This is a genomic window from Catenulispora sp. GAS73 (genome assembly GCF_041262085.1).
In the GTDB taxonomy this organism is placed as follows: Bacteria; Actinomycetota; Actinomycetes; order Streptomycetales; family Catenulisporaceae; genus Catenulispora.
The window spans coordinates 145,693-164,947 of the sequence record NZ_JBGCCM010000001.1; the positions used below are offsets into that span (position 1 = coordinate 145,693).

Below are 19,255 nucleotides of genomic sequence, written 5' to 3' on the forward strand. Positions count from 1 at the left end.
GTCCTTCCGGGCTCAGCCGGTGACCGAGAAGCCGCGCTTCTTCAGGTCGGCGACCGTCGCCTGCTGCATCTGCGTCAGCGCCGCGGACAGCGGTGTCTTGTTCTGCAGGGCGGCGGCGAAGTCGTTGGAGTAGGCGTCGAAGGTGACGTTCGCGTTCGGGCCCCAGACCTGGAACGTGCGCACGTTCTTGGCCGCCTGCGCGATCAGCGTGTTGTAGTCCTGCTGGTCGGACATGAACGGCGGCGGCGTCTTCAGCGCGTCCTGGCTCTGGTTCGACAGCGACGCGGGGAACGCCGCGACCTGCTGGATCAGGGTCTTGACGCCCTCGGTGGAGGAGTTGAGCCACTTGACGAACTTCGCGGCCTCGGCCGGGTGCTTGGAGTTCGCGGTCACCGCCTCGGTCTCGCCGCCCCAGATACCCACGGTCGGGTCCCCGGCGGTCCAGGCCGGCAGCGGCGCGGCGACCCACTTGCCGGCGGTGTCCTTGGCCACCGACGGGAACTGGTTCGGCGCCCACTGCGCGCTGACCCAGCCGATGATGTTCCCGCTGTTCATGTCGGTGCTCCATTGCGGGGACCAGTTCGGCTCCGGGGAGACCAGGCCCTTGTCGATCAGGCCGCTCCAGTAGTTCGCGACCTTCTGCGTGGGGGCGTCGTCGATGGCCACGTTCCAGGTGGTCCCGGACGTCGTCCACCAGTTGGCGCCGGCCTGCTGCGCGAGCCCGGCGAACCAGCCGGAGTCCACGGCCGAGAAGTTGCCGATGTACTGCTTGGGGTTCTTGGCGTGGACGGTCGCGGCGTCCGCGGCGTACTCGTCCCAGGTGGTCGGGGGCTTGAGGCCGAGGGAGTCGAAGATGTCCTTGCGGTAGAAGAAGACCATCGGGCAGACGTTCTGCGGGACGCCGTAGGTCTTGCCCTCGAACTGCACCTGCGCCAGGGAGGACTTGTCGAAGTCGGCGGAGATGTCGCCGACGTACTGGTCGATCGGCACGATGACCTTGTTGGCGATCAGGGCCGGGAGCGCCTGGTACTCGACCTCGGTGACGTCCGGGTTGGTGCCGGCGGCGTTGTTGGTGATCAGCTTGTTGTAGAGGGTGTAGCCGGTGCCCGAGGGCTTGCTCAGCTGCACCTGGATGTCGGGGTTCGCCTGGTTCCACTGGTCGACCGCGGCCTGCATGCCGCCGTCCCAGTTGACGAAGGTCAGGGTGACCTTGCCGTGACCGCCGCTCGCGGCGCCGGCCTTGGACGAGGAACTGGAGGAGCCGCATGCGGTCATCGCCAGCGCGGTGGCGGCCAGGGTGAGGGCGGCGGTGCCCCTCATGAGGTTGGTGCGCAATCCATTGCCTCCTTTATGTATTGCATTGTCATGTGGTTTGTCACGCGCCGACAGCCCAGGCCGGATAGGACACCGGCGAGGTCTGCAGGCCGATCCACTGCCGCCGGGTGAACCCGGCCAACTGGCCTTCTCCGCCGTGGCGGGCGTAGCCGTCGTTGACGTGCACTTCGTTGCTGTGCATCCGCTCGGCGAACGCGTAGCCGCGCAGCGGGTCACCGGTGAACACGGAGTTCATCAGCGTCCGGTGGCGGTTGGCCAGCTCCAGCGCCTGGTCCTCGGTGTCCACGACCGTGACCGGCAGGACCGGCCCGAACGTCTCCTCCTGGAAGATCGGCATGTCCGGGGTGACGTCGGTGAGGACGGTGGGCCGGTAGAACAGGCCGTCGTACTCGCCACCGACCGCGACCCGCGCGCCGGCCAGGATCGAGGGCAGGACCAGGCCCTCGTGGAAGCGCGCGAGCTGGCCGGCGGTGATCACAGGGCCGAGGTCCACGTCCTCGCGCAGCGGGTCGCCGACCCGCAGCTTGCGGACCCGCTCCACGATCGCCTCGGTGAAGGCTTCGGCGATCGGGCGCTGCACGATGTGCCGGCCGGCGCTGATGCAGGTCTGGCCCTGGTACCACAGCGCGGTCCAGACCGCGCAGCTGGCGGCCTGGTCGACGTCGGCGTCGTCGAGCACGACGAAGGCGTTGTCGCCGCCGAGCTCGGTGATCACCGGGGTGCCGGTGCGGGCGGCGTGCTCGCGGATCGCAGCGCCGACCTCGTAGGAGCCGGTGAAGTGGATCAGGTCCAGGCCAGGGTGCTGCGAGAGCGCGGCGCCGGTGGTGGGTCCGTCGCCCGGCAGCACGGCGAACACGCCGTCCGGGACGCCGGCCGCGCGCGCCGCCTCGGCGAGCACCCGGCCGCCGGCGATCGGCGTCAGCTCGGCGGGCTTCAGGACCACGGCGTTGCCGTAGGCCAGGCCCGGAGCCAGGGCGCGCATCGCCAGGCTCATCGGGTAGTTCCACGGCACGATCAGGCCGATGACGCCGAGCGGCACGGCCCGGGACAGCGACATCTTGCCCGGCTTGTAGGGCGGCAGGATCGAGCCGGCGTTCTCGGTGAGCTGGGTCGCGGAGTTCAGCAGCTGGTTGATCGACTGGCCGAGTTCCTCCTCGGCCTTCTCCCCGGTGCCGCCGGTCTCCCGGACGATCAGCGTGATCAGCTCGTCATGGCGCTGCTGGAGCTGCGCGGCGAAATCACGCAGGACCTCGCAGCGGGTGTTCGCGTCGGTGTCGGCCCAGGCCGGCTGCGCGCGCCGGACGGCGGTCACGGCCCGGTCGACCTGGGCGGCGGAGGCGTCGCCGTAGCGGGCGAAGGCGCGGCCGGCGGCCTTGTCCAGGACCGGGCGCCAGGGCCCGGCGGGGGCCTCGAAGCGGCCGTCGATGAAGACTTCGGCGGTGTATTCGGCCGCCTCGGTCGCGGTGGTCGCTGCGGTGCTGACAGAACTCATCAGGGATCCTGATTCTCTGCGTGCTGGTGCTTTGCGTGACGGTGCTCTGCGTGCTGGTGCTCTGCGTGTTTCGGCCCGGTGTCCACTCGCTGACGACCGGACTTAATTAACGATGAAAGATAAGGGGGCCGGAAGGGGCTGTCAACGCCCCCGCCGAGAGTCGGAGCTAGCGCGCGGCCCAGAGCAGACCGCGCTCCGTCAGGGTTCTGACGGTGGATTCGCGCAGGTCCTCCACCCGATGCCCGACCGCCGAGACGAACACCTTTCCGGCGCCCCACCGCCGCGTCCACGCCACCGGCATCGGCACCGCATCACCGCCCTGACCACCGTCGCGGGCATCAACACTGGTGGTCGCCAGGACCGTGTTGCGAGCGTCGGTGAGCATCCAGTACTGCTCGCTGTGGACGTCGAAATCGCCGAGCCCGGCGACGATCGGATGCCCGGCATGCTCCGCCGCGATCTCGACGCGGTAGGTCAAGAATTCCGGCGGATGAAAGAGGAACAGCCCGCCGACCATGCGCAGATAGTCCGGATTGCGAAACGCGGCCAGCACTCCGCCGTGCCACCCGGCGAATCCCGTCCCCGCCGCGACCGCCGCCACCAGCCCGGCACTCTGCTTCTCGGTCAGATCCTCCCGCCGCTCCCCCTCCGACCAGCACTGGACGACCAAATCAGTGCCGGCGAGCAACTCGGCGTCGCAATACACATCGAGACTGTCGGCGACCTCCACGACGAACCCGGCGGCCCGCAACGCCGGTATGAACAACTCGGTGGTGGCGACCGGAGCATGGCCCTCCCACCCACCACGAACGACCAGCGCGGACCGAGGAACGGCGGAACTGACTGGCATGCGGCCTCCCGGGCACGTCGAAAAGGCGCCGGAGCCGGCGCCGATCACTTTGTCTCCAACGTAAGCGAAGTGATCGACGGCTGACAATGGCCGGGAGGATCAAGAAAGTGCGATGAGGGAAGCTCAGACTGCGCTCTGAACTGCGATCTGAACAGGCCTCAGGCTGCTACGTGGCCGCCCGCTGCCAGCAGCCGCGCCACCGGAAGCGTTGCCGCTCCAAGCGCGACCGCGCCCGGGCCGAGTTCGCCGACGCCGATGCGGGTTTGGTCGAAGAGGTAGGGCAGGGCGTGGCGTTGGGCGGCGGCGCGGATCGCTGGCATCAGCAGTGGCCCCAGCTGCTCACCGACCCAGCCGGCGAGGATGACCTGGTCGGGGTTGATCAGGTTGATGAGGTTGCCGACGCCGATGCCCAGGTACTCGGCGACCTCGTCGAAGGTCGCGGTGGCGGCTTCGTCGTCGCCGGCCTCGAAGCGCGTGGCGAGTTCGGCCATGCGTGCTTCGGTGCCCTCCTGGGTCAGGGGGCGGCCCTTGGGGTGCGCCAGGTAGGCGTCCAGGATGGCGGTGGCGCCGACGTAGGCCTCCAGGCAGCCGTGGGAGCCGCAGCGGCAGGCACGGCCGCGGGCTTCGATCACCGCGTGGCCCCACTCGCTGGTGGAGCTCGATCCGCTCTCGGCGAGGGTCGAGCCCACCGCGATCGCGGCGCCGACGCCGACGCCCCACAGGGCCACGACCGCCCGGCGTGCCTCGCGGCCGGCGCCGCGCCAGGCCTCGGCCTGGCCGAGGGTGCGCGCGCAGTTGTCGATGAGGATCGGCGCGCTGAGCTCGGCCCGGAGCGCGTCGCCGAGCGGTACGCCGGACCAGCCGAGCGTCGGGGCGTGGACCACGCCGCGTTCGCCCTCCTGGACCGCGCCGGGCACGCCGATACCGATGCCGAGCAGCTGCTCCTGCGCGACCCCGGTGCTGTCCAGCAGCGAGTGGACCCCGGCGACGACCAGGCGCACGACCACGTCCGGGTCCAGCCGCCCGACCCGGATCTCGTGGGTGGAGGTGGCCTGCGTGGACAGCGTCCAGTCGAACAGCACGACGTGGATGTGCGTCTCGCCGATGTCGACGCCGACGACGTACCGGAACCCGGGCCGCGCCGCGAGCACGGTCCGCGGCCGCCCGCCGTTGGAGTCCACCGACCCGGCCTCGGCCACCAGCCCGTCCCCGATGAGGTCGGACACGACATTGCTGACCGCCGCCGAGCTCATCCCGGCCAGCCGCGCCAGCTCCGGCCGGCTCACCGCCTGCCCGAGGTAGACGGCCGACAGCAAGGCGGCGCGGCTGCGGCGGCGAAGATCGCGCGTCGTCTGCGCACCGGCCTGGATCACAGGAGGAATTGTGCCAGATGGCGGGTCCCGGTGAGGCCCGCAGCGGGAGGCAGCGCCGCTGGACGGCCGGGAGACAGGTGGCCGATGTGATCAACGCGGTTGAGGATGCGCGCGGCGGCGGCGATCAAGTGGGGCTCGTGCGGCGACGACGCCGCGCGCCGCCGACAACAAAAGCGCCCCAGGGCTGCGGCCCCGGGGCACCGATGGACCCAAAACTCCCGCAGATCAGCTCACTGCTTCGCCAGCACCTGGATGTGCCCGGCGCGACCCCCGCCGACGTCCACCCGCAGGCTGCTGCTCGGCGTCGAGGCGGCGACCAGCGCAGGCACGAACGCGGCCGCGTCGATCGTGCCCCAGCCGGAGGCGATGTCGAAGCCGGTCCCGGCGCAGAAACCGGTCACCGACGCGGTGGTGTTGCAGCCGCTGGTCACGTCCACGACCCCGGACCCGGTCCCGTTCGGCCCGATCGCATACAGCGCGGGGTTGATCAGCCCCAGGTCGTGACCGGCGGACTGGTCGGCCAGGCCGACGATCGCGGCCATCAGCGGGGAGGACTCCGACGTGCCGGAGGTGCCCTCCATCGTGATGTCCGGCAGCGAGCGCCCGGCGGCGCCGGTCGCCGAGGCCGTGCTCTGCTGCCACGCCGGGATAGCGAACTCGTGCGAGACCCCGCCGCCGGACTGCGGCCAGAGCACGTCGGCCTGGGTCCGGTTGCCGTTGCCGTCCAGCGACAGCTCGGTGCCGCCGACCGCGGTGACGTAGGACTCGTCCGCCGGGAAGGACACCACCGGCTTGCCCCACAGCGTGCTGCCGTCGAGCTGCATGCCGTCGGCCCCGTCGTCGCCGCTGGAGGCCAGCACGGTCACGCCGTGGTCGGTGGCGTTCTTGAAGTGACTGTCCAGGTCGTGCAGCTGCGCGGAGCTGGCGAAGTCGTCCTCGGGCGTGCCCATGCTCATCGAGATCACGTCGGCGAGGTGGTTGGTGACCGTGTAGTCCATCGCGCTCAGCAGCTCCGGGAAGCCGGTGACGCCCTCGGTCTCGCTGACCGGGGTGGCGATGATCAAGATCTTCGCCCCGGGCGCCAGCGTGTGGATCATCGAGATGTCCAGGTCCGTCTCGCCGCCCCAGCTCTGGCAGTCGCTGGTGTTCACGCCCGGGTCGGTGCACGCCGGCACCGCGCCGGACGGCTCGATGGTCTGCACGGTCGCCGCCGGCAGGCCGTTGTCCGCGTCGTACTGGTCGAGGTAGCTCTGGGCGCTCTTGTCGCCGAACGCCACCAGCGTGGCGATCGTCAGGCCGGTGCCGTCGATGCGGTTCGCGTACAGCGGCGCCGTGTCATAGGCCTGCTGCAGTCCGGGCCCCGAGGACTGGAGCGCCTGCTCGACGCGAGCGACGCGGTCCGGGATCGTCCCGGCGGAGCCGACCCGGCTCACCGCGGCGCTGAAGTGGTGGTGCTGCGGGGTCGGGACCTGGTGCGGGACGCTGCCCGGCGCGGCCTGCGCGGCGACGGCGACCGCGAGGGACACCGCGGCCGCGGTCCCGACGGCGGCCAGCCTGGCTCCGGTGCGGAAGACCCGGCGGTCGCCGAGTCCTGATGATGCCCGATGCATGTCTCCTCCTGGAGGTGGCGAGGGAGGTGGCGGTAGTTGGTGCTGGATATGGACATTGGCAAGAAATGGATCAGGGGGCTACCCAAGGGTTTACCAAGAATTCTTCAAAACATGTCGCAAGTGATGAAGAGGTCTAAAAAGGGTCACGGCAAACGGCTCGGCCGCCGCGTCGGAACGCGGCGGCCGAGCCGTGAGGTGAGCAGTCTGAGTCGCGCGGGCCCGGGCCTCAGCCGGTGATGCTCGCCGCCCCGGTCTCGATGTGCCCGGTGGCCCGGCGGCTCCACGCCGAGTCCGAGCTCACCGTGACGGTGAAGTCGTACCACCCGTTGTCATACGCGACCGCGTTGAAGTAGTCGCTGACCGTCGCCCCGGCCGCCACCTGGTACGTCCACGGCCCGTCGGTCCGGTAGTTGGTCGAGGTGATGGTGAACGTGACCGCGCTGCTCCCGGTGTTCGTCATCGAGAACCAGACCGCCTGCTGCCCGGTGTTCGGCGCCGGCGCGTAGTAGGTCTTGGCCTCGGCGGTCGCGCCGCTGCCGTTGGCGTTGCCGGTGAAGCGCCGCAGGAAGCGGTTGGGGCCGACGACCGTCAGGTCGTACTGCCCGTTGCCGTAGTTCGCGCCGACGTTGAAGAAGTCCTTGACGCTGCCGTCGGTGCCGTTGCTGTACGCGTTGACCGTGTACTGCCACGGCCCGCCGGTGCGATAGGCGTTGGCGTACGCCGCGAAGTGCGCGGCCGACGTCGCCTGCGGGCCCTGGTTCGCCATCTGGAGCCACACCAGGATCTTCCCGGCGGCGTCGTACTCGATGTGGTCCACCCACGCGTTCGGCTGGTACGGCAGCGCCCGCGCCGGCCGCGTCCCGCTCTCCTGCGTCGGCATCGCGTTGCTCGCCGGGGCCGGGTTGGTCTGCACGTTGCAGAACGACTGCCCGATCACCGTGCCGGTGGCCGGCAGCGACGGCAGGCCGCTCACCGGGTTGGCGAAGTCGAAGGCGCCGGTAAGGTCCCCGCACACCTGGCGGCGCCAGGCGCTGATGTTCGAGCAGGTCGCCGGGGTGCCCAGGGCCGCGGTCCAGGTCTCCAGGAAGCGGAGCACCGAGGTGTGGTCGTAGACCTGGGAGTCGACCCAGCCGCCGCGGGTCCAGGGCGAGACGACCACCATCGGGACCCGGAAGCCCAGGCCGATCTGCGCGTTCTGGGTGCTCTCGCCGGCCGTGCCGGACGGGGCCACCGGCGGCGGGACGTGGTCGAAGAAGCCGTCGTTCTCGTCGTAGTTCAGGAACAGCACGGTCGAGTCGAACGTCGCCGGGTCGGCGGCCAGCGCCTGGATGACCAGGTTCACGAAGTGCGCGCCGTCGTTCGGCGGGGCGTCGGGGTGCTCGGAGAAGGCCTGGCTGGCCACCACCCACGAGACCTGCGGCAGCGTGCCGCCGAGCACGTCGGCCTTGATCGCCGCGGCGATGTCGTCCGGCGTGGAGCCGGTGGAAGGCACCGAGGACATGCCGCGCTGGTAGAGCGGGCTGGAGGTGGACGCGCCGGTGAACTGCTTGAAGTAGGCCAGCGCGTTGTCGCCGAAGTTGTCGCTCGCGTTCTGGTACACCCGCCACGACACGCCGGCGTTCTGCAGCGCCTCGGCGTAGGTCTGCCAGCTCAGGCCGGACTCCGAGCCGCCGTCGTAGGCCGGGCCGCCCGCGCTGCCGCTCGGGTCGATCATGCCGGACCACAGGTAGGTGCGGTTCGGACCGGTCGCCGACAGGATCGAGCAGTGGTAGGCGTCGCAGACCGTGTAGGCGTCGGCCAGCGCGTAGTGGAACGGGATGTCGGACCGGTTCAGGTAGCCCATGGTGCGGTTGGAGCCCTTGGCCGAGACCCAGTTGTCCATGGCGCCGTTGTTCCACGCCGCGTGCTGAGTTGACCAGCTGTGGTCCAGCGACCCGTCGCACTGCGCGAGGTCTTCCTTGCTGGTCCCCCACCACCAGGTGTTGGTGTCGGACAGCTGCCACGGATACTGCCGCCCGGAGCCGTTCGGCTGGTTGAACACCGAGTAGCCGCCGGCGATCTGCACCGTCGCGCGGTCGGCGAACCCGCGCACCCCCGACAGGCTCCCGAAGTAGTGGTCGAAGCTGCGGTTCTCCTGCATCAGCACCACGACATGCTTCACGTCGCGGATCGTCCCGGTACCGGCGGCCGAGGCCTGCGAGAGGGAGCCGGGCAGGCTCTCCAGGCCGAGGGTCGCGCCGAGGGCGGCGGCGGAGCCGAGGAAGGTGCGGCGGGAAACGGGCGCCACGATGGGGCCTCCTGATGGTGGGGAGTGAGGGAAGTCGAGCTTGTGTGGGGTGGAACCCGGCGTGCGGGCCCAGGGGAATATCGGGCCGCCGGATGTCCGGCGTCCCGTGGCTGGATGGCGCAAACATGAAGCATTCTCAACGACTCCTGCTGAACTGACCAGAGCATTGGTCCTGAGCATTGGTCCTGAGCATTGGTCCTGAGCATTGGTCCTGACTTCCGGGCCGGGATTGGTCCTGTCCGCCGCGATCGCGAGTCCGGTAAAGCTGTGCCCATGTACTTCCAGCACGCCGAGGCCATCCGGTCCGAGTTCCCCGGCCTGGTCGCCGCGGCGATCACCACCACCGGCATCACCGCCACGTCCGACGTCGAGGAGCAGGTCGCGCGCTTCACGGCGATCGCGCAGGCCCGGCTCTCCGGCGGCACGGAGTCCGACCTGCCCGAGATCAAGGCCTGGCGCCAGGCGTTCGCCAAGATGGGGCTCAAGCCCACGCAATACCGCTGCGCCTCCGAGGCGCTGCTGCGCCGGCTGCGCAAGGAGGGTGAGCTGCCGCGCATCCATCCCCTGATCGACCTGTGCAACGCGGTCTCCGTCGCCTTCGCGATCCCGGTCGCGGCCCTGGACCTGGACCGGATCTCCGGCGACCTCGAAGTCCGGCACGCCACCGGCGACGAGGAGTACGTGACCTTCGCCGACACGATCGAGCACCCGGAGCCCGGTGAGGTGATCTTCGCCGACGCCGGCGGCAACTCGCACGCCCGCCGCTGGACCAACCGGCAGAGCGGCAGCTCGGCGGTGCGGCCGGCCACCTCGCGGGTCCTGATCGTCGCCGAGGCGCTGCACGAGTCGGCGGCCGAGGATGTCGCGGCGCTGATGAAGACGCTGGTCGAGGGGGTGGCCGGGGCTTGGGGGGTGGCGCCGGGGTCGGCGGTGCTGAGCGGGGTGGCGCGGCGGTTCGAGGTCTGAGCCGAGGGGCAGCAACCTGGGCTGGTCCTCGATGGTTCGAGGTCGGCCGGCGTAGCCGATCAGCTGCACCTCGATCGCGGCGGCTGTGGCTGTGGCTGTGGCTGCGACTGCGGCTGCGACTGCGACTGCGACTGCGGTCGTGGTCGCGGCTGTGGTCGTGGTCGTGGTCGTGGTCGTGAGTCTGGCTGCGGTCGCGGTCGCGGTCGCGGCTGCGGTCGTGGTCGTGAGTCTGGCTGCGGCTGCGGTTGTGGTCGTGGTCGTGGTCGTGAGTCTGGTCGCGGTCGCGGCTGCGGTTGGTCTGGGGTCTACAGGCGATTTTTACGGCTTCGCCAAAGGTTTGATGACCTCGCAGGGGGACGCAGTTCGGTCGAGCGAGGTGAGTTGCGCTGGCGGCCGCCGGTGTTCGCGTGCAAGATCGCGCGCCGGTTCAGGTCTCTGCGGCAGTGCGCTTGCGGCTGGCGGTTTTCGTGGGCAAGACCGCGCGCCGGTCCGAGTCACTGCGCATGTCGTAGGCGGCAATCGTTGGGCGTGGTGGGCACCTTGAGGCCTCCGGCGGGCGCTCTACAGCGAGGGGGCGACCCGCGCGTCCGGCGGTTCAGCGCCGGTCCGCGACTGGTCGGCTCCCTTTACGCTGTTGCCTGCGTTGCGCTGTTTGCTGGCGGTGTTGCTTGTGGTCGCCGGGTTCTGGGTCCCTCGCCGCGTCGTCGCCGTAAACGGAACCAGCCCGGTTTGGCGGAATCAAGCCGCACCCCACCTGCTGTGGTCCAGCCTCGTCCGGCTTGACACCGCCAAACCGGCCAGGTTGGCAGAGCCCGCCGACGCGGCGAGGGACCCAGAACCAACACCCCGCATGGTCCGGTCGGACACGACGGGCGGTCCTCAGTGCTTAAGTGCCACGCCCGCGTACATCGCGATGTCCTGGTCCCGGACCGGCTCCGCGTCGGCGTCGGGGCGCCAGTGGTGTACGAGGGCGACGCCGGGGTCGAGCAGTTCGTAGCCGTCGAAGAATGCCTCGGTCTCGGTTTTGTCGCGCGCCTGGAGGGGGATGCCGCGCTTGTTGTACTCGCGGCTGACGCCGCCGACGCCGACTGGGTCGGTGTCGCCGGTGAAGACCGTCAGTGCCAGGTAGCTGCCGGGGGCTAGGGCGTCCATGAAGCGGCGCACTGTGCCTTGCGGGTCGTCGGCGTCTAGGACGAAGTGCACGATCGCGATCAGGGACAGCGCGACCGGCTCGGAGAAGTCCAGTACCTCGCGGAGGCGTGGGTTGTCGATGATCGACTGCGGGTTGCGGAAGTCCGCGTCCACGTAGCAGGTGCGGCCCTGGGTCGTGCTCGACATCAGGGCGCGGGCGTGGGTCAGCACGATCGGGTCGTTGTCGACGTAGCCGACGCGGGTTTCGGGGGCGATCGCCTGGGCGATTTCGTGCACGTTCGGGGATTTGGGGATGCCGGTGCCGATGTCGAGGAACTGGCGGACGCCGTAGTCCTTCGTGAGGTGGCGGACGGCGCGCTCCATGAAGCTGCGCGTGGTGCGCATCGAGATCGGGAGCGCCGGCCAGGCCTGTACCGAGGCCTCGGCCGCGATGCGGTCCGGTTCGAAGTTGGTCTTGCCGCCGATGAGGTAGTCGTAGACGCGCGCCGAGTGCGGCACGTCCATCCGCAGGTCCACCGCGGGGTAGTCGTCGTTCGGCGCCTGCCCGGGCCGGACCTCGTTCGTCATCGTTCGCCTTCCCGTCCCTGTTGTGCGTCCGTGCGGTCGGGCCGCCTTGATCGCGGTCCTCATCGCGCATATTAGCGATCGCGTCAGGACTATGCCGCAGAGCCCTTCTGTCAGCGTCCTTGCATCGCGGTATTCCGGACGGCCACAAATGGTTCATCTGAGGACTCTGTCTTCGTCCTGACATCACCGCTAACCTCCACCGCAGGTGAGTAATCCTCAGCTCTCTGTAGCCACCCCCGGAGGTACCCCACATGCCCGCTCCCTGGCTCCGTCGGCTCTCGGTCGGCGCCGCGACGCTCGGCGCCGTCGTGCTCGCGATGGCCGCGGCCATCGCGCCCGCCGCCGCGGACACCGGCTCGGCCCCGCTGTCCCACAGCACCGTGGTCGGCCTGCACAACACGTATGACGAAGGCGCGGAGTTCCCGCATCTGGCCAACGCGCTGGATGCCGGGACCGGAATGATCGAGCTCGACACGTGGACCGACGTGTTCACCAACGAGTGGAAGGTCAGCCACAGCAACCCGACCGGGAACAACAACAACTGCGTCGACGCCTCTAAGCCTTCTGACATATACACCGGCTCGGCGAACAAGGACCTCGGGTCCTGCCTGGACGACGTCAAGTACTGGCTGGCCTCGCACCCGACGTCGGGGCCGCTGTACATCAAGCTGGAGATGAAGATCGGCTTCGAGGCCAACTTCGGCATGGGTCCGGCGCAGCTGGACGCGCTGATCAGCCAGCACCTCGGCAACCTGGTCTACCGGCCGGCCGACCTGCTGAACGGCACCTACCCGAACCTGGACGCCGCGGCGAAGGCCGACGCCTGGCCGTCGCGCTCGGCGCTGGCCGGGAAGGTGATCCTGTACGCGATCCCGGGGACCGTCGAGCTGGGCAACCCGTTCGACACCCTGCACACGGACGTCGAGTACGGCACGTACCTGAAGAACCTCGCGGCGGCCGGCAACGTGGGCCAGGCGCAGGTCTTCCCGTGCGTGCTCGGAGCTCAGGCGGGCGACCCCCGCAGCCAGTACTCCGACTCCTCGATCAAGCCGTGGTTCGTGGTCTTCGACGGTGACGCGAACACGTACGTCACCAGCGTCGACACGTCCTGGTACGACACCAACCACTACATCCTGATCATGACCGACGCGCAGAACGTCGCGCCTGCGCTCAGCGACACCGCGCCGAGCCAGTCCGACGCCGCCGCCCGAGTTGCGTTGCTGGCGAGCAAGCACGCGAGTGTGGTGTCGACGGACTGGACCGGGTTGCCGTCGGTGCTGTCCGAAGTGCTGTCGCGCGGGTAAAGCTTGAGGTGTTGTGACTGCCCGGCCGTGATCTCGCGGCCGGGCAGTCGGCGTTTCCGTCCCGTTGACAGGAAACCAAATGGTTTCCTATTGTGGAAGTCATGGACCCCGTGTTCAAGGCCCTGGCCGATCCGACGCGGCGGGCACTCCTGGACGAGCTGTTCGCCGACGACGGCCAGACCCTCGCGGCCCTCACGGCGCGGCACGCCATGACCCGCATCGCCGTGGCGAAGCACCTGAAGATCCTGGAGGAGGCGGGGCTGGTCGTGACCCGCCGCCGGGGCCGGGAGAAGCTGCACTTCCTCAACCCGGTCCCGATCCGCCTGGTCCACGACCGCTGGGTCGGCAAGTACACCGAGCAGTGGGCGGCCGGGTTGGTCGGCCTGAAGCGTGACCTGGAGGCACTGATGGAGCGCGTCTTCGAGATCTACATCCGCACCACGCCCGAGCGGCTGTGGGAGGCGATCACCGATCCGGCGATCCGGGCCAAGTACCACTTCGGGATGGCGGTGGAGTCGGACTGGACCGAGGGGTCGGCGTACCGGCTGGCGCATCCGGCGGCCGGGCGGTCGATCGTCGAGGGCGAGAACCTGGAGGTCGATCCGCCGCGCAGGCTCGTGCAGAGCATGCGCGCACTGTGGGGGCCCGACGCGGAGGCGGCCGGGACCAGCCGGGTGACGTGGGAGATCGAGCCGGTCGGGGACTCGTGCCGGCTGACGGTGGTCCACGACCAGCTGCCGCCGGACGTCCCGTCCGAGGTCTACGGCGGTTGGCCGATGGTGCTGTCCGGGCTGAAGACGTGGCTGGAGACGGGAGAAACGCTCACCACGCCCGGGTCGCTGATGTACAGCCCGCCTGACGACAAGAAGTAGGTAGCCAGACAAGACGTAGTCAGCCAAGCAGGAATCACGAGACAGGAGTTCGCCATGTCCGCATCCCGTTCACACACCACGATCACCGACATCGGAACCGTGGGGATCCCGGTCAGCGACCAGGACAAGGCCCTGGAGTTCTTCACCGGGACCCTCGGCTTCGACAAGCGGCTGGACCTGCGCACCGGCGAGAACTTCCGGTGGGTCACGGTCGCCGCGCCCGGGGCCGCGGTGTCGGTCGCGCTGATTGGTAATGGCGGCCAGGGCGTCGGGCAGGACACCGGCATCCGGTTCATGGTCCCCGACGCCGAGGCCGAGCACACCGCCATGCGGGAGCGCGGCATCGAGGTCGGGGAGCTGCTGCGGTGGCCGGGGGTGCCGCCGATGTACGAGTTCAAGGACCCGGACGGCAACCGGTTCGAGATCGTCGAGGGTTCCGCCTAGACGGTCTCCACCTTCACGCCGCGCCAGAACGCCACGCGGTCGCGCACGTGCTCGGCCTCGGTCTTCGGCTCGGGGTAGAACCACGCCGCGTCCGCGTTGGCCTCGCCGTCCACGGTGACGGTGTAGTAGCTCGCCAGGCCCTTCCACGGGCAGACGGTGTGGGTCTCGCTGGAGGAGAAGAACTCCTTGTTCAACGACTCCGGCGGGAAGTAGTGGTTGCCCTCGACGACGACGGTGTCGTCGCTCTCGGCCAGGACCTGGCCGTTCCACACTGCTCGCATCGCCATTTGTGTCCTCCTGAAGTCGGCTCACCGAGCATAACCAGGCAAGACCACGATCCCTTCCCGTGAGCTCCGCACCGGCGGCACCTCCGTGCGGCGGGGGCAGGACCATCCCCTATTGTTTGGCGGACATCGCAGGGCAATGCTGTTCCTGCCCTCCCCCGTGAACCGACCCTTGAAAGGGTGATGATGGCCGCCGCTTCCATATCGACCACCACGATCGCACGCGCCGCACAGCTGGTCGGGTTCGCCGTCGTCGCGGTGGCGCTGGCCGTGGTCTCGTGGCGCAGCACGAGCCTGAACCTGCCGAACGTCGGGCAGTTCGCCGGGATCATCGGCTCGGGGTTCCTGGGCGGAATCATCAACCCGCTGATGACGACGCTGAACGGCCGGCACACCGGCGTCGTTCTCGGGGTCGCGGCCGGGGCCGTCGCGCAGCCGGACAACGCCGTGCAGGTGGCGCAGGTCGCGCAGCAGGTCGAGGCGGTTCAGGGCGAAGCCGCGGCGGTGCTCAAGCAGAAGAGCGACATGATGTGGGACGTGGCCGTGGTGATCGGCGCCGCGGCGATCGTGGCGACCGCGCTGGCCCTGGCGATCAACGGCACGCAGCACGTGAACGCCGCCGCCGCGCTGACGGCGCTGGCGACGGGGTTCGGGGCGTTGTTCATCGACACCTCCAACATCACGCACGCCGCCTCGACGCCGAGCTGAGGCTACGGCTGGGGCCGGGCTACGCGTTGCCGGCTAAGGGTAGGCCTCGACGGCGAGGTCGATGTAGGTGCCGCTGGTGTCGCTGGAGCCCTCGGCGGTCACCTTGCCGACGGCGGTGCGTCCGTCCAGGGCCGCGATGCAGACCTGATCGCCGACCTGGACGGTCACCTGGTTGGTGGCGTGGGCTTGGAGCGCGGCCAGGCAGCCCGGCGCGGTAGGGGTGCCGTCCTGGGTCCACTGCACGAGGTTGCCGGGGCCGTTGAGCGTGGTCTGGTTGGTCGCCGCCAGGCCGAAGAGCAGACCGGCGACCGGCGACGGACCGGCGGTGACCTGCTCGCCTCTGACGTTGACGCGGATGGTGCCCTGCCAGAGCTGGGCCTTGGACGGGCTGGTGGTGGACGGCGTCGACGACGCGCTGGTGGACGGCGTCGGGCTCGGCGGCGTCGAGCCGTTGCTCGGTCCGGGGTTGGGACCGCCGTTGCCGGGCGAGGATCCGCCGCCAAGCTGCGTCACGGAGACGACGACCACCGCGAGCACGGCCGCGCCGCCGAGGACCGCCGACTGGTAGCGGAACAGGTGCGGGGCGCGGGCTGTCTTAACTGTGCGCTGAGTGCCCTGGCCAGGTGGCTGCGGGAGGACGAAGAACGAGGCGACGTAACGCCGCCAGAACGATTGCCCGCGCCAGTTTCGCTGCGCGGTCGGGCCGTGGCCGACGCCGGTGAGTGAGGACCAGTAGCGGCGGGCGAGGGGGCCGCGGTTCACGCTTGTTCCTGCGGCGCTGCCGGCTCTGTTAGGTGCGGCTCTGTTGCGTGGGGTTCTGCAGTGGGTTCTGCTGGACCGGCTTCGAGCTCGAACGCCGCACCGAGACGCGCGGATCCCAGCTGCCGCAACACCGTCGGCGCCGAACACCCCACAGCGATCGCCGCGTAGGCGCCGGTCACCTGCGAGTGGAACAGGAGGCCGGCGACCGCGCCGAGCAGGATCCGGGTCAGGCCGGCCGCGATGTCGGAGAGCGGGTCGACGTACAAGGTCAGTGCCGGGACCGGCGTGGCCGGCTGGTGGCCGAGGGCTTGGTGCCGTGCGGCGTTCCAGGCCAGGACTCGGTCCGAGCTCACCACCGCTTCGACGACCGCGCCGCCGATCGCGCCGTAGGCCATGGCCAGCAGCCAGTCCACCGTTCACTCCCCCAAGGTCCGATGGCAGCACGCCGCGGTTGTCGGCGAACAGCATTTCAGACCACTGCGCCGCTGTCGATCGCGTCGATGGCACCGATGGCACCGATGGCGTCAATGGCGGCGAGTGTCTCGGCGTCGAGGCGTACCTCGCCGGCGGCGATGTTCTCGGCCAGGTGCGCGGGGTCGGCCGTGCCCGCGATGAGCAGCGTGTCGGCGTAGTGCGCCAGGTGCCAGGCGATGCCGACCTGGACCGGCGTGACGCCGAGCGCGGCGGCCGCGGTGCGCACGGCGGGCAGGTCGGCGACCTTCGGCCACTGCGGGAACGCCGAGCCGAGCGGGCAGAAGGGGACCCATGCGATGTCGTGCTCACGGCACAGGTCGAGTACCGGTTCGCTCGCGCGGTCGACCGGGCTGTGGGAGTTCTGGACGCAGGCGATGCCGGCGGGCAGGGCGTGCCGGAGCTGGGCGGCGCTGACGTTGCTCAGGCCGATGCCGTCGATCTTGCCGGCGTCGCGCAACGCCACGAGCTCGGCCAGCTGGCTGTCGAGGTCGACGCGCTGGTCCCCCTCGGCGATGATGCCCGGCGCGGCGTCGAGGCGTCGGAGGTTGACGACGGCGAGGCGTTCGACGCCGAGGCGTGCGAGGTTCGCCTCGACGCTGGCGCGCAGCTGCTCCGGACGCTGCGCGGGCAGCAGCGCGTTGGCGGCGTCGCGCTCGGCGCCGACCTTGGTGGCCAGCACGAGGTCGTCGGGGTAGGGATGCAGCGCGGCGCGGATGAGGTCGTTGGCGTTGGCGGCGCGGGTTCCGTAGAACTCGGCGGTGTCGAGGTGGTTGATGCCGCTGTCGACGGCCGCGCGCAGGATCGCGGTGGCGGCTTCGGCGGTGACGGCCGGGCGGCCCGGGCGGTGCTCGGCGAGCTGCATCACGCCGAAGCCGATGCGGGCGACGCGGTGTCCGGCCAGGGTGCTCGCACCGCCGGGCTGCCTGCGCCCGGCTGTGGTGTCTGCTGTCTCGGTGGCGCTCATGTCCCGTTCCCGTCTGCGAGGTGGGATAGTGGAAGAACAACCGGAGGCACCTCCGGTTAACCTCACGATAGCAGAAACGGAGGCACCTCCGCTTTATGGCCGCCACCGACCGACCCCGCGGACGCGCGGACGCCCAACGCAACCGCCAACGCCTCATCGACGTCGCCCACCGCGCCTTCACCACCGGCGACACCAAGGTCTCCCTGGAGGCGGTGGCGAAGGAGGCCGGCGTCGGCATCGGCACCCTCTACCGCCACTTCCCCACCCGAGAAGCCCTGGTCGAGGCCGTCTACCTGGCCGAACGCGGCCGCCTCTGCGACGCCGCCGACGAACTCCTGGCCCAGCAACCGCCGGACCAGGCCCTCCGCACCTGGATGGACCGCTTCGCCGACTACATCGCCACGAAGCGCGAGATGGCCGACGCCCTCCGCGCCCTCATCGCCGACGGCACCGTGACCCGCTCCCGGGCACGGGAGGAACTGTCCACGGCGGTGCGCCACCTGCTCGACGCAGGAGCCGCCGCCGGCACGCTCCGCGCAGACGTACAGGCCGAGGACATCGTCGCGGCGCTGGTGGGAGTGGTCTCGGTGTGCACGCTGCCGGAGCAGCGGGAGCAGGCGGGGCGGCTGATGGACCTGCTGATGGACGGGCTGCGGCGCGGGTAGGGCGGCGCGAGTGAGCCAGCAACCGGTTGGCTGCCGCGCGCCGGAGCCCGTGTTCCAGCGGCCAAGCGCTCGAAGCCGAGCCAAGACCAGCCGCCCCGCCGACCGCATGCCACCCGGCAACGCCACACGCCTCCCTGCACTTGGTCGCGGCCCGGTCGAGCACCGCACTGCTTAGCCCGCACTACCGCCTACCTGCACTCACTCGCGGCCCCGCTGAGCACCACGCTGCCTGGCCCGCACTACCGCCTACCTGCACTCACTCGCGGCCCCGCTGAGCACCGCACTGCCTGGCCCGCACTACCGCCTACCTGCACTTGATCGCGGCCCGGCTGAGCACCGCACTGCCTGGCCACCGCCGACGGCATGCCGCTCGGCCATGCCGCGCGCCAGCCTGCACTCGCTCGCGCCCCGCACCAGGCGCAGGCAGTTCGCGTTGCCCGGCGCCGTACTGCCAGGCCGCCGCATCACGGCAACTCAGCCGCCGCCTCCTCCGGGCTCACCTCTTCCTCCTTCGGCGCGGCCTGTGCCTTGGCCGCGGCCTGCGCCGCCATCACCTTCGCGCGGCGGCGGAGCACTGCCAGCGCCGCGGCGGCGCTTAGTGCGTAGGCGCCGGCGAGTACTTTCGGGGAGTTCAGGCGGTTGCCGGTGGCGTGGTCGATCGAGATGCGTCCCGGGCCGGTGATCGCCAGGCCTGTGGCGGTCAGTGCGAGGAATGCCGGGTACTCGTAGCCGCCGCCGCTGTTGAAGAAGCCGGAGGGCTTGTGGACGGCCACCGCGGCTGACATGGCGCCGACTGCTGCGGCGCCGGCGGCGGGGGTGGCGGCGCCGAGGGCGAGGAGGAGGCCGCCGCCGGACTCGCTGAGACCGGCCATGGCGGCGTTCGGGAGGCCGGGGCGGAAGCCCATGGCGTGCATCGCGCCGGCCGCACCCTTCAGGCCGCGGCCGCCGAACCAGCCGAAGAGCTTCTGCGTGCCGTGGGCGATCAGGATGCCGCCGGTGCCCAGGCGCAGTGCCAGCAGGCCCAGGTCGGTGCGTTCTCGGCAGGCCATGGGGGCTCCTTCCGGCGGGCGGTCGTGTCCTCCCACTATCTGCCCGGGTCGTCGGTACGCGCCGCTCGGAGGCGGCCAGTCGGACCAGGCGCCGGGC

Annotated in this window: 18 protein-coding genes; 6 read left to right on the top strand and 12 right to left on the bottom strand. The window is 70.3% G+C overall.

What is annotated here, in order from left to right:
- Window positions 1-12: 12 nt before the first annotated feature.
- The 6 genes from ABH935_RS00570 to ABH935_RS00595 form a co-directional block, all read right to left on the bottom strand.
- Window positions 13-1,335 carry an ABC transporter substrate-binding protein gene (locus ABH935_RS00570; RefSeq protein WP_370375743.1) on the bottom strand — a complete coding sequence of 441 codons (1,323 nt, stop codon included), beginning with the start codon at window positions 1,333-1,335 and terminating at the stop codon, window positions 13-15.
- Window positions 1,336-1,375: 40 nt separating this feature from the next.
- On the bottom strand, window positions 1,376-2,827 hold the full coding sequence (locus ABH935_RS00575) for an aldehyde dehydrogenase family protein (protein ID WP_370375744.1): 1,452 nt from the start codon (window positions 2,825-2,827) through the stop codon (window positions 1,376-1,378).
- 166 nt (window positions 2,828-2,993) lie between these two features.
- Window positions 2,994-3,677: a ThuA domain-containing protein gene (locus tag ABH935_RS00580; protein ID WP_370375745.1), complete on the bottom strand. Its 684-nt coding sequence runs from the start codon at window positions 3,675-3,677 to the stop codon at window positions 2,994-2,996.
- Window positions 3,678-3,835: 158 nt separating this feature from the next.
- Window positions 3,836-5,050 (bottom strand): ROK family protein, encoded by a 1,215-nt coding sequence (locus ABH935_RS00585; protein WP_370375746.1) that lies wholly within the window; start codon window positions 5,048-5,050, stop codon window positions 3,836-3,838.
- Window positions 5,051-5,280: 230 nt separating this feature from the next.
- Window positions 5,281-6,660, bottom strand: coding sequence for a S8 family serine peptidase (locus ABH935_RS00590; protein WP_370375747.1), 1,380 nt, complete (start codon window positions 6,658-6,660; stop codon window positions 5,281-5,283).
- A gap of 226 nt (window positions 6,661-6,886) precedes the next feature.
- A complete protein-coding gene (locus tag ABH935_RS00595) occupies window positions 6,887-8,947 on the bottom strand; it encodes a phosphocholine-specific phospholipase C (RefSeq protein ID WP_370375748.1) in 2,061 nt (686 codons plus the stop codon).
- 273 nt (window positions 8,948-9,220) lie between these two features.
- Here ABH935_RS00595 and ABH935_RS00600 point away from each other — a divergent pair, with 273 nt between their 5' ends.
- Entirely contained in the window at window positions 9,221-9,913 is a 693-nt protein-coding gene (locus tag ABH935_RS00600; protein WP_370375749.1) for a B3/4 domain-containing protein, read from the top strand.
- An 879-nt stretch (window positions 9,914-10,792) separates the two neighbouring features.
- Here ABH935_RS00600 and ABH935_RS00605 read toward each other — a convergent pair.
- Window positions 10,793-11,632: an SAM-dependent methyltransferase gene (locus tag ABH935_RS00605; RefSeq protein ID WP_370375750.1), complete on the bottom strand. Its 840-nt coding sequence runs from the start codon at window positions 11,630-11,632 to the stop codon at window positions 10,793-10,795.
- A gap of 251 nt (window positions 11,633-11,883) precedes the next feature.
- Between ABH935_RS00605 and ABH935_RS00610 the strand changes: the two genes are divergently transcribed.
- The 3 genes from ABH935_RS00610 to ABH935_RS00620 all read left to right on the top strand — a co-directional run bounded on the left by ABH935_RS00610 (window position 11,884) and on the right by ABH935_RS00620 (window position 14,252).
- Complete coding sequence (locus ABH935_RS00610; protein ID WP_370375751.1) at window positions 11,884-12,936, top strand: phosphatidylinositol-specific phospholipase C domain-containing protein; 1,053 nt, start codon at window positions 11,884-11,886, stop codon at window positions 12,934-12,936.
- A 101-nt stretch (window positions 12,937-13,037) separates the two neighbouring features.
- Window positions 13,038-13,808 carry an ArsR/SmtB family transcription factor gene (locus ABH935_RS00615; RefSeq protein WP_370375752.1) on the top strand — a complete coding sequence of 257 codons (771 nt, stop codon included), beginning with the start codon at window positions 13,038-13,040 and terminating at the stop codon, window positions 13,806-13,808.
- 54 nt (window positions 13,809-13,862) lie between these two features.
- The gene (locus ABH935_RS00620) at window positions 13,863-14,252 is read left to right on the top strand and encodes a VOC family protein (protein WP_370375753.1); all 390 of its coding nucleotides are present in this window, start codon (window positions 13,863-13,865) and stop codon (window positions 14,250-14,252) included.
- Here ABH935_RS00620 and ABH935_RS00625 read toward each other — a convergent pair.
- Window positions 14,249-14,533: a DUF427 domain-containing protein gene (locus tag ABH935_RS00625; RefSeq protein WP_370376102.1), complete on the bottom strand. Its 285-nt coding sequence runs from the start codon at window positions 14,531-14,533 to the stop codon at window positions 14,249-14,251. The genes ABH935_RS00620 and ABH935_RS00625 overlap by 4 nt on opposite strands.
- A gap of 183 nt (window positions 14,534-14,716) precedes the next feature.
- On the opposite strand from ABH935_RS00625, the gene ABH935_RS00630 reads away from it, so the two are divergent.
- Window positions 14,717-15,244: a hypothetical protein gene (locus ABH935_RS00630; protein WP_370375754.1), complete on the top strand. Its 528-nt coding sequence runs from the start codon at window positions 14,717-14,719 to the stop codon at window positions 15,242-15,244.
- 33 nt (window positions 15,245-15,277) lie between these two features.
- Here the strand turns inward: ABH935_RS00630 and ABH935_RS00635 are convergent, their stop codons facing one another.
- The 3 genes from ABH935_RS00635 to ABH935_RS00645 are packed head-to-tail and all read right to left on the bottom strand — an operon-like array spanning window position 15,278 to window position 17,444.
- Entirely contained in the window at window positions 15,278-16,006 is a 729-nt protein-coding gene (locus ABH935_RS00635) for a hypothetical protein (RefSeq protein ID WP_370375755.1), read from the bottom strand.
- Entirely contained in the window at window positions 16,003-16,419 is a 417-nt protein-coding gene (locus ABH935_RS00640) for a hypothetical protein (protein WP_370375756.1), read from the bottom strand. The genes ABH935_RS00635 and ABH935_RS00640 overlap by 4 nt, the downstream gene beginning before the upstream one ends.
- Window positions 16,420-16,475: 56 nt before the next feature.
- Window positions 16,476-17,444: an aldo/keto reductase gene (locus ABH935_RS00645; RefSeq protein WP_370375757.1), complete on the bottom strand. Its 969-nt coding sequence runs from the start codon at window positions 17,442-17,444 to the stop codon at window positions 16,476-16,478.
- A gap of 95 nt (window positions 17,445-17,539) precedes the next feature.
- Here ABH935_RS00645 and ABH935_RS00650 point away from each other — a divergent pair, with 95 nt between their 5' ends.
- A complete protein-coding gene (locus tag ABH935_RS00650; RefSeq protein WP_370375758.1) occupies window positions 17,540-18,109 on the top strand; it encodes a TetR/AcrR family transcriptional regulator in 570 nt (189 codons plus the stop codon).
- 464 nt (window positions 18,110-18,573) lie between these two features.
- Here the strand turns inward: ABH935_RS00650 and ABH935_RS00655 are convergent, their stop codons facing one another.
- Entirely contained in the window at window positions 18,574-19,158 is a 585-nt protein-coding gene (locus tag ABH935_RS00655; protein WP_370375759.1) for a DoxX family protein, read from the bottom strand.
- Between the last annotated feature and the right edge of the window lie 97 nt (window positions 19,159-19,255).

Coding starts and splice junctions, on each gene's coding strand:
- ABH935_RS00655 (WP_370375759.1), bottom strand. CDS start 19,158: ATGGCCTGCCGAGAACGCACCGACCTGGGCCTGCTGGCACTGCGCCTG.
- ABH935_RS00615 (WP_370375752.1), top strand. CDS start 13,038: ATGGACCCCGTGTTCAAGGCCCTGGCCGATCCGACGCGGCGGGCACTC.
- ABH935_RS00625 (WP_370376102.1), bottom strand. CDS start 14,533: ATGCGAGCAGTGTGGAACGGCCAGGTCCTGGCCGAGAGCGACGACACC.
- ABH935_RS00600 (WP_370375749.1), top strand. CDS start 9,221: ATGTACTTCCAGCACGCCGAGGCCATCCGGTCCGAGTTCCCCGGCCTG.
- ABH935_RS00610 (WP_370375751.1), top strand. CDS start 11,884: ATGCCCGCTCCCTGGCTCCGTCGGCTCTCGGTCGGCGCCGCGACGCTC.
- ABH935_RS00580 (WP_370375745.1), bottom strand. CDS start 3,677: ATGCCAGTCAGTTCCGCCGTTCCTCGGTCCGCGCTGGTCGTTCGTGGT.
- ABH935_RS00605 (WP_370375750.1), bottom strand. CDS start 11,632: ATGACGAACGAGGTCCGGCCCGGGCAGGCGCCGAACGACGACTACCCC.
- ABH935_RS00590 (WP_370375747.1), bottom strand. CDS start 6,660: ATGCATCGGGCATCATCAGGACTCGGCGACCGCCGGGTCTTCCGCACC.
- ABH935_RS00620 (WP_370375753.1), top strand. CDS start 13,863: ATGTCCGCATCCCGTTCACACACCACGATCACCGACATCGGAACCGTG.
- ABH935_RS00645 (WP_370375757.1), bottom strand. CDS start 17,444: ATGAGCGCCACCGAGACAGCAGACACCACAGCCGGGCGCAGGCAGCCC.
- ABH935_RS00650 (WP_370375758.1), top strand. CDS start 17,540: ATGGCCGCCACCGACCGACCCCGCGGACGCGCGGACGCCCAACGCAAC.
- ABH935_RS00575 (WP_370375744.1), bottom strand. CDS start 2,827: ATGAGTTCTGTCAGCACCGCAGCGACCACCGCGACCGAGGCGGCCGAA.